Consider the following 13,921-nt stretch of genomic DNA (forward strand, 5'->3'; position numbering starts at 1 on the left):
TTTGAACATTTATTGGTCGGGCTATTGCTATTTTTCCCGGTGCGGGAATATTGTTTTGCGAATGCTTCCGCGGGTGGATGCCTGCGGCGATCAACGAAGGAGTTGTACATGGGATCTGTTGATGCAGCCCAGGGAGCGGCCGGTGCTCCGCCGGTGGAGCCCCGGCCGGCGAAGGATGATTTGTCCCCCGTCTATGAACCGAAAACGCGGCCCTATCGCCGCTATGTCAGCACGTACGCGCTGGCAAGCGTGGCCTTTTCCCTGCTGTGGGGTGCAGTGCTCACGGTCCTGCTCCCGCTGCAGGTTCAAAACCTGGAGTTTGCCCGGATCTTCGGGCCCGACAGTGGTGTTGACCTGACCGCACTGAATAATTTGAGCGGCCAGGTTGCTTCCGGCGCCGTGACGCCGTCTGCAGAGCAGCAGCAGCAGCTCGATCTTTTGGCGCAGTTCAACTCTTCACGTGCTGCCGGCCTGTCGTTGGTGACGTCGGTAGGCGTGGTCGTGGGCATGGTCCTGTCCCCGATCATCGGGACGCTTTCAGATCTGACCCGGACAAAGTGGGGCCGGCGCACCCCTTATATCGCTGCCGGCGCTGTCGTAGGAGCAGCCGGCATCACGCTGATGCCGCTGGCGCCGAACCTGTTTTTCCTGGTTCTTGCCTGGTCTGTCATCCAGGTCGCCGGAAATGCCCAGGGCCCCCTCGTGGCCACGGTAGCGGACCGGGTGCCCAAAGAGCGCCTGGGGTCGGTATCGGCGGTCACCGGAGTTGTGGTGTACTTCGCGGCCATCCTCGGCGCAGTGGTGGCCGGAGCGCTTTTTGCTGCCATCGGCCTTGCCAGCTACTACCCGTTCGCCGTGACGCTTCTGCTGCTCACCGTACCGTTGCTTTTCCTTGCCCGGGACCGGTCATCCAAGCACCTGCCCCGCGGAAAAATCCGGATTGGCACCATCTTTGCTTCGTTCATCGTCGCCCTGCGCGACCGGGACTACCGGTGGGCCTGGATCTCGAAGGTCTTGCTCTGGACCGGATTCGGCATCGGCACCACCTACAGCATCTACATGCTCCAGAGCTACATCACCCCAGCCCTCAGCGCGGCAGAAGCAGCCCAGATGAGCCCCCTCCTGCAGGTCGTCGCACTACCTGCCACAATGCTCGGAATGGCCGGTTCGGGAAAGCTTTCCGACAAACTGCACCGTCGGAAGCCTTTCGTGATCGCAGCTGCCGTGATCATCGCACTGGGCTTCATCGTTCCCTGGGTTTGGCCGTCTCTTCCTGCCATGTTCATCCAGGCAGCCATGGGCGGACTCGGCCTTGGCGTGTTCCTCGTCGTTGACCAGGCCCTGTTCATCGACCTGCTCCCCGACCCCGAAGCAGCAGGCCGCGACCTCGGAATGTCCTCAGTCGGACAAAACCTCGGCAACGCCATCGCCCCCGTCACCGCCGGCACCGCAGTCGCCCTCGTCGGCGGCTCCTACGGCATCGTCTGGCCAATCGCCTTCATCATCGTCATCATCTCAGGCCTCCTGGTCCTGCCAATCCGCCGCGCCCGCTAAACACTACCCACCGCTCCGGCCGTCACCCCAACCCTGACGGCCGGAGCACAAGCACGATCTCGCATCTCATCTAGTGGGAGGTCGTGCCTCGGCGTGGCTATCGCGCCAGCGTCTCTGGCTAGTTCCCGCTCGAGCCCGGCAGCACACCGTCTCGCGGAACCATCACCGTTACATCCACTTTTTCCTAAACAAAGGAGTTTTGTGAACGCTACATTCCTACAATCCAGGCCGCGACGAGGGCAGAGAGTCGCCATCGCTGTGCTCTCGTTCCTGCTCACGGCGGTGATTCTCATCTATTTCGCCCTTATGGCGGGTCTCGGTGACGGTACTAAGCAACTTGCATCAGGAACGCAGAAGCTGAGCGGAGGGGCAAAGGAATTTGATAACGGCCTCGCTCAATATGCGGACGGCGTGAAGAAATTCAGTGACGGTCAGGGGCAGGCGGCGGACGGATCCGCTAAGTTGGCCCAAGGTATACACCAAACCGCGGATGGCACCGCGCAGTACGTCGACGGCGTACATCAAACCGCGGACGGCACCGCCCAGTACGTCGACGGCGTACACCAAACCGCCGACGGCACCGCCCAGTACGTCGACGGCGTACACCAAACCGCGCACGGTGTTGGGCAATATGTGGACGGGGTGGCGCAAGTGGCAACCGGGGCAAATGCCCTTGCTGACGGTGTGGGAAAGACAGCAGACGGAGCAAAGGCCCTCAGCGCCGGAACCGCGCAGCTTAGCACCGGCATGAATCAACTGGCCTCCGGGGGACAGTCAACGGCCAGCGGCGTCGAGGCGGTTGCTGGCGGTATCGACCACGTAGCGACGGGAGCAACAGAGTTGGCTCAGGGCGCATCCGGCCTTTCGAAAGGGGCAGCCGGCATACGCGACGGGATTAGCGGGGTCGGCACAGGCCTGCGCAGCACTGGCAAGGATCTTGCAACGCTATCCGCAAACGTCGGCGCCACCGCCAAGGAGCAGGCAGGAGCAGCGGCGATGCTGACCACCGCCCAGTCGTCTGCCGCCGGCGCAACGAATACCCTCGACAGCCTGAAGGTTCTCGTAGCACACCTCGCAGCAGGAGACAGCCTGACTTCGGCGCAAGTCGAACAGCTCAGGACCCTCACCACGACAGCAAGCGCCGACGTCAGCGCCGTCAGCGACGGCCTTTCAACAGCGGTGTCTTCCGTCGACTCAGCCAGGTCGCACCTCTCTGACGTGGACAACGGTGCAGGAAGCATCCAGTCAACCGTCAACGCTCTGGCCGAGGGCATCGAGACACAATTGGCGCCGGGAGCCGGAGCCATCGCGGATGGCACTTCTGGCATTGCCGCAGGAGCCGCCGGGCTTGCTGATGGAACGAAACAACTGGCCACCGGGGCCAACGGTCTCGCGACCGGATCACGTGAGCTTGCCAATGGCATGTCGCAGATGGCACAAGGCACGTCCGGCCTCAGTGACGGGACAGCTCAGCTGGCCAACGGACTGGACCAGCTTCATTCGGGTACCTCCCAACTTGCCGGGGGTCTTGGCCAGCTCAGCGAAGGCGGCGCGCAGCTGGGAACCGGGGTCAACCAACTGGCCGCCGGCGGTGACCAGCTCTCGTCCGGGGTCAACCAGCTGGCCGCCGGCGGTGACCAGCTCTCGTCCGGCGTAAACCAGCTCGCCACCGGCGGCGACCAGCTCGCCGGGGGAGACCGTCAGCTGGCTGACGGCAGTCAGGCCCTGGCCGTTGGTGCGAACCAGCTCAGCACGGGAATGAGGCAGCTGAGCGACGGAAGCGCACAGCTGTCCGACGGAACCCTCCAACTCGCGAGCGGAATCAGCAGCCTAGGGCCCGATACGCTCGGACTGCCGGTTGCCGCGGTCTTCGCAGTGCTCATGGTGGTGCTGACAACGACCGCCCTTATCCGGCGCGCTGCCCGCCGCCGGCACGTCCTTCCCTAAGGCCGTCGGGTCCGCGCGACATCTGCGCGGACCCGACGTACTCCCCGAGCAACCGGCCACGCCGCTGACGCTCCTAAAGGAATACCTTGCCTTATATAAGCTATTTCCTTTCCCCGTCTTTCGCTGATGCTTGCCCGGTCAACGAAATCACCACTCGATCGCATTCGACCGTTACATCCGTGTCGGAAACAGCCATTGAAGACCGACGAAGCCGGGACAAGGGATTAAGCGAAGCAGTTAACCAGCTGATTCCGGCAGCATTGGAACGCATGCAAGGCCTACTCATCACCCAAAGGGGCGACGGCAGGTACACGGTCGAGGTTGATCCGGCCGTACCCTGCGGGACCATTCAGTTGTCGCGCTGGTGAGGACAATCCAGAAGTGACCGCCCGCCTGCGCCCGCAGTCAGCCCAATTTAGACCTAGGCTGTTGTACTTTGCGATGTACATGCAGGTCGTCAACGTGGACGCGGCCCCGATCACAACACAAAAATCCGACAAACCCTTCTCACCATCGTGCGGGCGACTCGGCCTGTACGCAAACGGATGAGGGTAAACCTCCTCGTCGTCCGACCGGCCCCCCACCTGGGATGCCTGTCGGACTTGAATGTGACGTCTCCGTTGATGTTGTGCAGCCCACCGACGTCTCTACATTCGGCTCTAAAGGCGCGCTCTATATGAGCCTGAAATGCGATCAGCGACTCCTGACCACCCCCCCCGGGGGGGGGGGGGGAGGGGGAGCGCGCCGCAGATGATGGCGCTGTCCTGGCTTTGAACCGGCCCGACCTTCACCCTGCCAGGTCGAGACAGGCGCCGCTGATCCGGAAATCCGTCAACCGGAAAACGCACGACGCGGAAGGGAGCACCACCAGGACGGCACTCGAAACATCGGGGCGACTGCTGCCACGCGCCAGGCCAATGCAGGCGCAGTGTCGGGGTATCAACGCCCCGGAATATCTCTTTTCCAGCATCGACTATTGCTTTTTTCCCGGTGCGGGAATATTGTTTTGCGAATGCTTCCGCGGGTGGATGCCTGCGGCGATCAACGAAGGAGTTGTACATGGGATCTGTTGATGCAGCCCAGGGAGCGGCCGGTGCTCCGCCGGTGGAGCCCCGGCCGGCGAAGGATGATTTGTCCCCCGTCTATGAACCGAAAACGCGGCCCTATCGCCGCTATGTCAGCACGTACGCGCTGGCAAGCGTGGCCTTTTCCCTGCTGTGGGGTGCAGTGCTCACGGTCCTGCTCCCGCTGCAGGTTCAAAACCTGGAGTTTGCCCGGATCTTCGGGCCCGACAGTGGTGTTGACCTGACCGCACTGAATAATTTGAGCGGCCAGGTTGCTTCCGGCGCCGTGACGCCGTCTGCAGAGCAGCAGCAGCAGCTCGATCTTTTGGCGCAGTTCAACTCTTCACGTGCTGCCGGCCTGTCGTTGGTGTCGTCGGTAGGCGTGGTCGTGGGCATGGTCTTGTCCCCGATCATCGGGACGCTTTCAGATCTGACCCGGACAAAGTGGGGCCGGCGCACCCCTTATATCGCTGCCGGCGCTGTCGTAGGAGCAGCCGGCATCACGCTGATGCCGCTGGCGCCGAACCTGTTTTTCCTGGTTCTTGCCTGGTCTGTCATCCAGGTCGCCGGAAATGCCCAGGGCCCCCTCGTGGCCACGGTAGCGGACCGGGTGCCCAAAGAGCGCCTGGGGTCGGTATCGGCGGTCACCGGAGTTGTGGTGTACTTCGCGGCCATCCTCGGCGCAGTGGTGGCCGGAGCGCTTTTTGCTGCCATCGGCCTTGCCAGCTACTACCCGTTCGCCGTGACGCTTCTGCTGCTCACCGTACCGTTGCTTTTCCTTGCCCGGGACCGGTCATCCAAGCACCTGCCCCGCGGAAAAATCCGGATTGGCACCATCTTTGCTTCGTTCATCGTCGCCCTGCGCGACCGGGACTACCGGTGGGCCTGGATCTCGAAGGTCTTGCTCTGGACCGGATTCGGCATCGGCACCACCTACAGCATCTACATGCTCCAGAGCTACATCACCCCAGCCCTCAGCGCGGCAGAAGCAGCCCAGATGAGCCCCCTCCTGCAGGTCGTCGCACTACCTGCCACAATGCTCGGAATGGCCGGTTCGGGAAAGCTTTCCGACAAACTGCACCGTCGGAAGCCTTTCGTGATCGCAGCTGCCGTGATCATCGCACTGGGCTTCATCGTTCCCTGGGTTTGGCCGTCTCTTCCTGCCATGTTCATCCAGGCAGCCATGGGCGGACTCGGCCTTGGCGTGTTCCTCGTCGTTGACCAGGCCCTGTTCATCGACCTGCTCCCCGACCCCGAAGCAGCAGGCCGCGACCTCGGAATGTCCTCAGTCGGACAAAACCTCGGCAACGCCATCGCCCCCGTCACCGCCGGCACCGCAGTCGCCCTCGTCGGCGGCTCCTACGGCATCGTCTGGCCAATCGCCTTCATCATCGTCATCATCTCAGGCCTCCTGGTCCTGCCAATCCGCCGCGCCCGCTAAACACCACCCACCGCTCCGGCCGTCACCCCCAACCCTGACGGCCGGAGCACAAGCACTTTTGCCCAATTACGTGTCCGCTACGTACCCCTCCCACCCGTAGAACGCCCACCCGGCTCTCCTTCGGACGGAGGCATGTCATCTCCCATCATCACCAGAAAGACCAGCATCATGCCGACCAGCCAGACCGATAGCTTCCACGAAACAACCAGTAGCTTCTACGAAGCGGTCAACATCATTCGGCAAGGAGCTGACCTGGACGCGGCCACAGAGCAGCTTCTTGGCCAGCTCACACAGGATGAAAAGCTGTGGCTGCTCGATGGTGACTCGGATTTTTGGGTCGGGATCGCAGAGATGAGCGCCGGGTACAACCTGAAACCCATCGTGATGGGCGAGATCAAGCGACTTGGGATTCCCGGCCTCCGTTTCAGTGATGGTCCCCGTGGAGTAGTGATGGGCGCGTCCACGGCGTTTCCAGTGTCCATGGCGCGTGGCGCGACGTGGGATGTTGAGATGGAAGAGCGCATCGGCGTCGCCATTGGCCGTGAACTGAGAGCCCAGGGAGGGAACTTCTTCGGTGGCGTATGCATCAATCTTCCAAGGCACCCCGCATGGGGCCGGGCACAGGAAACCTACGGCGAAGACCCCATTCTCCTGGGCGAGTTCGGCGCAGCGCTCGTTCGTGGCGTCCAACGCAACGCCATGGCCGTCGCAAAGCACTACGCCCTTAACTCCATGGAAAATGCACGCTTCAAAGTCGACGTGCTGGCCGACGAACAGACGCTCCACGAGGCCTTCCTCCCGCACTTCCGCCGGGTCGTCGAGGAAGGTGTGGACGGCATCATGACGTCCTATAACTCCGTCAACGGCGAATGGGCCGGCCAGAACGAAACCCTCCTGGAAGGCACCCTCCGCAGTGAATGGGGTTTCGAGGGCGTCACCATCACTGATTTCGTGTCCGGTTTCCGGGACGCCGGCCTGTCGCTGCGCGCAGGTCTCGACGTTGAAGCGCCCATGCGTCAGCAGCGCGCCCAGCAACTACCCGAAGACCTTGAATCCGGCCGGGTCTCTTGGGAGCACGTCGACCGGGCAGCAAAGCGGGTCCTGCGCACCCAGCTTCGACACTATGCCTCCGCACGTGAGGAAGAGCCCGCAAAGGAAGTTATTTTCTGCAGCGAACACCGGAAATTGGCGCGGGAAGCAGCGGCCACGTCCATGGTCCTGCTGAAAAACGATGCAGTTGACGGCACACCGGTACTGCCACTCGGTCCGGAGAAGACGAATTCGGTCGCGCTGATCGGCAGGCTGGCCAATCTACCCAATACGGGTGACCACGGATCGTCATCAGTCCGCTCCCCGGAGGTAGTTACTGCACTCGAAGGACTCCGGAACAACGTTCCAGAAGCACAGCTCTTCACCTCATTCGAAGACGACCCCAAAGCAGCCGCCGCCACAGCGAAAAAGGCGGAGGTAGCCATCGTCGTCGTTGGCTACACCGCAGAAGATGAAGGCGAATACATCGGCGGGGACAGCATGCTGGACCCGGACATTCTTGCCCTGTTCCCTCCTTTCCCCGAAGGCATGGACCCAAGCAACCTCATGGGAGCCGCAGGCGCCATGGGCAGCACCGTTGGCGGCGACCGGGCCAGCCTGCGGTTAAGGCCTGTCGACGAGGAAATCATCCGGGCAACCGCGGCTGCCAACCCCAAAACCGTGGTCGTCGTGGTCACCGCAGGAGCCGTCATTACAGAATCCTGGCGCGACACCGTCCCGGCGATGCTCGTGGGATGGTATTCAGGATCCGAGGGGGGAAATGCCCTCACAGACGTCCTTTATGGGAAAGCCGATGCCAGCGGGCGGCTTCCCTACTCCATCCCAACAACAGAGGAACACTTACCCTACTTCGACCGGGACGCCACCAGCATCACGTACGACCGCTGGTTTGGGCAGCGCCTCTTGGACCGCGACGGCCACAACCCTGCCTTCCCACTCGGATACGGCCTCTCCTACACCACCTTCGACATCAGCGACCTGACTGTCACGCAGATCGCCGCAGATAGGGTGACGGTGACAACACAAGTCACCAACACAGGAGAACGCGCTGGCCGTCACGTCGTACAGCTTTACGGTTCGATCGAGGCAGAGGACTTTCCCCGACGGGTTTTGTTGGGTTTCAAGCCCGTGAACCTGGCGCCAGGGGAGACCAAGACGATGGAGGTGGCCGGTTCTCTTCGCCCACTGCAGCGCCGCGCCAACGGGCGGTTCGAGTGGGCTGCGGCGGACGTGGTCTTGGAAGCGGGCGCCTACTCCGGTGATCCAAAAGCGTCAGAAACAAGCCTTCGCTTGCTTTAGAACCGGAACGGACCACCGCATGCACTCGTGATTCTCGAATGACAAGCATGTGAGAAGCTCCTCTCGCTCCGCTCGAACTCGTACACGCCGAGAACCAATAGAAGCACAGAGCCGGAACAACGACGTGCTCGCCCAAATATAGAAGCCAGCCTTGCCTTTTTCCCCAGACGGGAATAATCTTTGGCGAACGCTTCAGTTCAAGGGCCCAGGTCATCGGGCCCGGGATTAAGTAAGCGGCAAGGTGAGGAATAGTGACCATCCTTGAGGCTGCGCGTCTCAATATTGTTAGCGCTAACCAAGTTCATCTGAAGCCTAGGGCATCCTTTGGTTGTCCCCTCACATGTCGAAAAATTATCTGGCCTGAGCCAGCAAGAGAAGGATTGTTGTGAATCTTCCCGGCACGTCATCTGTAGCCGATGCCATATGTTCCGGACGCGCTCGTCTGGGGATTGAACTAGGCTCAACCCGCATCAAGGCGTGCCTTATCGGGGATGATCCCCGGCACGTGCTCGCATTGGGGAGCTTTAGCTGGGAAAGCAGCTTTCAGAACGCGGTGTGGACCTACTCGCTGACAGACGTCTGGACCGGTATTCAGGCAGCCTATGCAGATCTTGTTGCGAACTGCGATGAGCGCTATGGGGTGCAACCACGCATTCTTCAAGCGATTGGTGTTTCCGCCATGATGCACGGCTATCTGGTCTTCGATTGCGATGACCAACAACTCGTGCCATTCAGGACCTGGCGGAACACCACTACGGGCGCGGCGTCTGCCGAGCTTACAAAGGCATTCGACCTCAACATCCCCCTCCGCTGGTCGATTGCCCACCTACACCAGGCTGTGAGCGACGGCGAAGACCACGTTCCACGCATTGATTTCATGACCACCCTTGCCGGTTATGTTCATTGGCGTCTCACTGGAAGGAAAGTAATTGGAATCGGTGATGCTTCCGGCATGTTCCCGATCGATTCTGCGAGCCACACTTACGACTCGGACCTTTTGGCACGTTACAAAGCACTTGTTGCTCATGCCGCTCCCGCGCTCGACCTCAGCCAGGTGCTCCCCGAGGTGCTGGTGGCGGGTGAGTACGCCGGCACACTCACGGATGCTGGCGCAGCGTTGCTTGACCCGTCAGGTGCCCTGCAGCCCGGGGCAGTTTTCTGCCCGCCTGAAGGTGACGCCGGTACTGGAATGGTCGCCACATGCTCCATAGCCCCCCGGACGGGCAACGTCAGTGTCGGCACGAGCATCTTCGCCATGGTCGTCCTTGAAAGGCCGCTGGCTCAGGTCCGCCACGAGCTCGATCTCGTAACGACTCCGGCGGGCGCTCCGGTAGCAATGGTCCACTGCAATAACGGTGCAAGTGAACTTGCAGCCTGGGTACAGGTCTTTACCCAATTCGCGCGTAAATCAGACTGCACCATCGACCAGGACGCCGTGTTCACCGCCCTCCTTCAGGAAGCGCTCGAAGGCGACCCAGATGCCGGCGGAGTAATCGCGTACAACTACGTCGCCGGTGAACCTCTTGCTGGCGTGCGCGATGGCCGGCCACTCCTTGTACGAGCACCCGACAGCACGTTCACCCTTGCAAACTTTGTGCGCTCCCAGGTGTATGGCGTGTTCGCAACGCTGGTACTTGGCATGCGCGTCCTTGCCGACGAAGGGGTTGCGGTCGACCGGATGTTCGCGCACGGCGGCATGTTTCGGACCGCTGGAATCGCTCAACGCTTTCTTGCCGGCGCTCTAAACGCGCCCGTTTCCGTCGCGGAATCGGCTTCCGAAGGTGGGGCTTGGGGGATCGCCGTGCTTGCGGCCTTCGCCACCCACCCCTCAGGAGACCTCAATGAGTTTCTTCGCAACAGCGTCTTTGGGGGCGCGGCCTTTGAAACGACTAATCCTGACCCTGCCGACGTAACGGGGTTCTCGACGTACTTGGACCGATACGCCGCTGGGCTTGCCGTCCAGCGCGCAGCCGTTGACGCAATCTCTCCGAAAGGAAGCCAACCATGAGCTCTAGCACGACCAGCCAGCCATCAAGCCAAGTGTCTACCGAGATAGCCGAGGCTATTCGAACAGTCCGAAGCGACGTCGCCAAGCTGCATGCGGAACTTGTGCGCTACAACCTTGTTGTGTGGACCGGCGGTAATGTATCGGGCCGCGTTCCTGGAACTGATTACTTCGTGATCAAACCCAGCGGCGTGCTGTACGACGAACTGACCGCGGACAATATGATTCTCTGCACCCTCGACGGCCAGGTCGTCCCCGACTCGCCCGGTTCAGAAAGGGCACCTTCAAGCGACACGGCGGCACACGCATACGTTTACCGCCACATGCCCGAGGTCGGGGGAGTGGTCCACACCCATTCCCCGTACGCCGTAGCCTGGGCCGCGCACGGCGAACCCATACCCTGCGTAACAACGGCGATGGCAGACGAGTTCGGCGGCGAGATTCCTATCGGCCCCTTCGCAATCATCGGCGATGATTCCATTGGGCGTGGAATCGTCGATACCCTCAGTGGCCACCGCTCCCGTGCCGTACTGATGAAGAATCACGGCCCGTTCACCATCGGCAAAGATGCCCGTGACGCTGTCAAGGCAGCCGTCATGGTTGAAGATGTAGCCAGATCAGTGCTGTTCTCGCGACAGTTAGGAGAACCGCACCCAATTGCACCAGCAGCGGTTGATGCCCTGTTCAACCGCTATCAAAACGTTTACGGGCAAGAACCCACAGGGGCCATAAATTGAGGGAGCCCGTCCGCCACGGGCGTGACGGCGAGTCAAACATGCGGCCGGTATCCATACACGACACAGCGGCTCGGTGAACCATGGACAGGACCACTGATGGCAAGGCACCAAGGCTGAAGGACGTCGCTGCCGTCGCCGGTGTTTCACATCAGACGGTGTCAAGGGTCGTCAACGGTCACCCGAACGTCCGCACCGGCACAAGAGAAAAGGTCAAGGCTGCGATCGCCGAGCTCGGGTACCGGCCCAACACTGCAGCCAGGAGCTTGGTCACCCGCCGTTCGCGGAGGATCGGGGTACTGGCGAGCGAGTTGTCCCAGTACGGTCCAGCCAACACGCTGATGGGCATAGAACAGGCAGCCAGGGACGCTGGCTATTCCGTCAGCATCGCTGCGCTGCGTGAAGTGAACAGGGCGAGCATATGCGAGGCCATCAACCATTTTATGGACCAGTCCGTTGACGGCATTGCCGTGGTAGTACCCCACGAGGAAGCTCTTGCAGCTTTGGATGACATGAAGCTGTCCGTTCCTGTTGTAACTGTCGGATCGCCAACCAACAGCAATGTCAGCGGGACAATAGTGGACCAGGGACAGGGCGCACGTGCCGCAGTACAACATCTTCTCCAGCAGGGCCACCGCGCGATAGCTCACCTTTCGGGTCCGCCGGGGTGGCCCGACAGCTCCGAACGTAAAGCGGGCTGGCGGGAAGCTCTGCGCGGAGCCGGCCTCCCCGATGAACACCTGTTTATAGGTGACTGGGGCGCCGGCAGCGGATACACCATCGGCAGGAAAATTGCCCAGGACCCTCGGATAACAGCTGTGTTTGCCGCCAACGACCAAATGGCCTTGGGAGTCCTGAGAGCCCTTGCTGAAGCACAGGTACGGGTACCGGAAGACGTCAGCGTTGTCGGCTTCGACGATCAGCCGGAGAGCGCCTACTTCACCCCGCCACTGACAACAGTGCGACAGGACTTCGAAGAACTGGGGCGCAAATCCGTGGACTTGATGCTGCGCGAACTCGACGTCGGAATGCCCCCACCCACCGCGGTAGTCACCCCAGCACTTCACATTCGTGCAAGCACGGCGCCCCACCAGCCGGTGTCGCCCTTATCGAGGCCGCACTCCCCGAACCCGGGACCGCGGCGTTCCTTCAAAAACACGTAGCGCAACGATCATCCTTTAGTAATTCCTTCGCGGCCCCCCGCTTGGCCAATATCCACTATCGAATCTCAATTGGAGAACCCATGACCGCAGCAAACACCTCCCTCGACGGCTACGAGGTCTGGTTCCTCACCGGCAGCCAGCACCTCTACGGCGAGGAAGTCCTCAAGCAGGTGGCCGCCCAGTCGCAGGAGATCGCCAACCAGCTGAACGCCTCCTCCGCCGTGCCCGTGCGGATCGTGTGGAAGCCGGTCCTGACCGACTCGGACGCCATCCGCCGCACCGCGCTGGAGGCCAACGCGGATGACTCGGTCATCGGCGTCACCGCCTGGATGCACACCTTCAGCCCGGCCAAGATGTGGATCTCCGGCCTGGACCTGCTGCGCAAGCCCCTGCTGCACCTGCATACGCAGGCCAACCGCGACCTGCCGTGGGCGGACATCGACTTCGACTTCATGAACCTGAACCAGGCCGCCCACGGCGACCGCGAGTTCGGCTACATCCAGTCCCGCCTGGGCATCGCCCGGAAAACCGTCGTCGGGCACGTCTCCAACCCCGAGGTGGCCCGCCAGGTGGGCTCCTGGCAGCGCGCCGCCGCCGGCTGGGCCGCCGTCCGGAGCCTGAAGCTCACCCGCTTCGGCGACAACATGCGCAACGTCGCCGTCACCGAAGGCGACAAAACCGAGGCCGAGCTGCGCTTCGGCGTCGCGGTCAACACCTGGTCCGTCAACGAGCTCGCCGACGCCGTCCACGGTGCTGCAGAGTCCGACGTCGACGCCCTGGTGGCCGAGTATGAGGACCTTTACGACGTGGTGCCGGAGCTCCGCGCAGGCGCGGCCCGGCACGAATCGCTGCGCTACGGCGCCCGGATCGAACTGGGCCTGCGCAGCTTCCTCGAAGGCAACGGCTCCGCCGCCTTCACCACGTCCTTCGAGGACCTCGGAGCCCTCCGCCAGCTGCCGGGCCTCGCCGTGCAGCGGCTCATGGCCGCCGGGTACGGGTTCGGCGCCGAAGGCGACTGGAAGACCGCCATCCTGGTCCGGGCCGCCAAGGTGATGGGCGCCGGCCTGCCCGGCGGCGCGTCCCTCATGGAGGACTACACCTACCACCTGGAACCCGGCTCCGAAAAGATCCTGGGCGCCCACATGCTCGAGGTCTGCCCCTCCCTGACCGCCGCCAAGCCCCGGCTGGAAATCCACCCCCTGGGCATCGGCGGCAAGGAAGACCCCGTCCGGTTGGTGTTCGACGCCGACGCCTCCCCGGGCGTCGTCGTCGCCCTGTCCGACATGCGCGACCGTTTCCGCCTGGTGGCCAACGCCGTCGACGTCGTCCCCCTGGACCAGCCCCTGCCCAACCTCCCCGTGGCCCGCGCCCTGTGGGAACCGAAACCGGACTTCGCCACCTCCGCCGCCGCCTGGCTCACCGCCGGCGCCGCCCACCACACCGTGCTCTCCACCCAGGTGGGCATGGACGTCTTCGAGGACTTCGCCGAAATCGCCAAAACCGAACTGCTCACCATCGACGAAGACACCACCATCCGCCAGTTCAAGAAAGACCTGAACTGGAACGCCGCCTACTACAAACTCGCCGGCGGCATCTGACGGTTCCCTTCAGCCGGCCGGACGCAGGGCTGCGCCATGGGCCCGGCCGGCTTCCGCCTACCTTTA

8 protein-coding genes are annotated in these 13,921 nt (G+C 62.4%); all 8 read left to right on the plus strand.

Annotation, left to right across the window (positions count from 1 at the left end):
• Nucleotides 1-108 precede the first annotated feature (108 nt).
• The 8 genes from AB0280_RS01030 (at nucleotide 109) to araA (ending at nucleotide 13,855) form a co-directional block, all read left to right on the plus strand.
• Nucleotides 109-1,554 (plus strand): MFS transporter, encoded by a 1,446-nt coding sequence (locus tag AB0280_RS01030; protein ID WP_366366031.1) that lies wholly within the window; start codon nucleotides 109-111, stop codon nucleotides 1,552-1,554.
• Between the two features lie 258 nt (nucleotides 1,555-1,812).
• The gene (locus AB0280_RS01035) at nucleotides 1,813-3,501 is read left to right on the plus strand and encodes a hypothetical protein (RefSeq protein WP_366366032.1); all 1,689 of its coding nucleotides are present in this window, start codon (nucleotides 1,813-1,815) and stop codon (nucleotides 3,499-3,501) included.
• Between the two features lie 1,059 nt (nucleotides 3,502-4,560).
• On the plus strand, nucleotides 4,561-6,006 hold the full coding sequence (locus AB0280_RS01040) for an MFS transporter (protein ID WP_366366033.1): 1,446 nt from the start codon (nucleotides 4,561-4,563) through the stop codon (nucleotides 6,004-6,006).
• 132 nt (nucleotides 6,007-6,138) lie between these two features.
• Nucleotides 6,139-8,355 carry a beta-glucosidase family protein gene (locus tag AB0280_RS01045; protein ID WP_366366034.1) on the plus strand — a complete coding sequence of 739 codons (2,217 nt, stop codon included), beginning with the start codon at nucleotides 6,139-6,141 and terminating at the stop codon, nucleotides 8,353-8,355.
• 385 nt (nucleotides 8,356-8,740) lie between these two features.
• A complete protein-coding gene (locus tag AB0280_RS01050; protein WP_307489324.1) occupies nucleotides 8,741-10,363 on the plus strand; it encodes a xylulokinase in 1,623 nt (540 codons plus the stop codon).
• Complete coding sequence (locus AB0280_RS01055) at nucleotides 10,360-11,097, plus strand: L-ribulose-5-phosphate 4-epimerase (RefSeq protein ID WP_307489323.1); 738 nt, start codon at nucleotides 10,360-10,362, stop codon at nucleotides 11,095-11,097. Before AB0280_RS01050 ends, AB0280_RS01055 begins: the two co-directional genes overlap by 4 nt.
• Before the next feature lie 80 nt (nucleotides 11,098-11,177).
• The gene (locus AB0280_RS01060; protein ID WP_307489322.1) at nucleotides 11,178-12,257 is read left to right on the plus strand and encodes a LacI family DNA-binding transcriptional regulator; all 1,080 of its coding nucleotides are present in this window, start codon (nucleotides 11,178-11,180) and stop codon (nucleotides 12,255-12,257) included.
• Between the two features lie 80 nt (nucleotides 12,258-12,337).
• The gene (araA, locus tag AB0280_RS01065; protein ID WP_307489321.1) at nucleotides 12,338-13,855 is read left to right on the plus strand and encodes an L-arabinose isomerase; all 1,518 of its coding nucleotides are present in this window, start codon (nucleotides 12,338-12,340) and stop codon (nucleotides 13,853-13,855) included.
• Nucleotides 13,856-13,921 lie beyond the last annotated feature (66 nt).

It is taken from the genome of Pseudarthrobacter sp. 902506025 (assembly GCF_040702325.1).
In the GTDB taxonomy this organism is placed as follows: Bacteria; Actinomycetota; Actinomycetes; order Actinomycetales; family Micrococcaceae; genus Arthrobacter.

Coding starts and splice junctions, on each gene's coding strand:
- AB0280_RS01030 (WP_366366031.1), top strand. CDS start 109: ATGGGATCTGTTGATGCAGCCCAGGGAGCGGCCGGTGCTCCGCCGGTG.
- AB0280_RS01040 (WP_366366033.1), top strand. CDS start 4,561: ATGGGATCTGTTGATGCAGCCCAGGGAGCGGCCGGTGCTCCGCCGGTG.
- AB0280_RS01045 (WP_366366034.1), top strand. CDS start 6,139: ATGTCATCTCCCATCATCACCAGAAAGACCAGCATCATGCCGACCAGC.
- AB0280_RS01055 (WP_307489323.1), top strand. CDS start 10,360: ATGAGCTCTAGCACGACCAGCCAGCCATCAAGCCAAGTGTCTACCGAG.
- AB0280_RS01060 (WP_307489322.1), top strand. CDS start 11,178: ATGGACAGGACCACTGATGGCAAGGCACCAAGGCTGAAGGACGTCGCT.
- araA (WP_307489321.1), top strand. CDS start 12,338: ATGACCGCAGCAAACACCTCCCTCGACGGCTACGAGGTCTGGTTCCTC.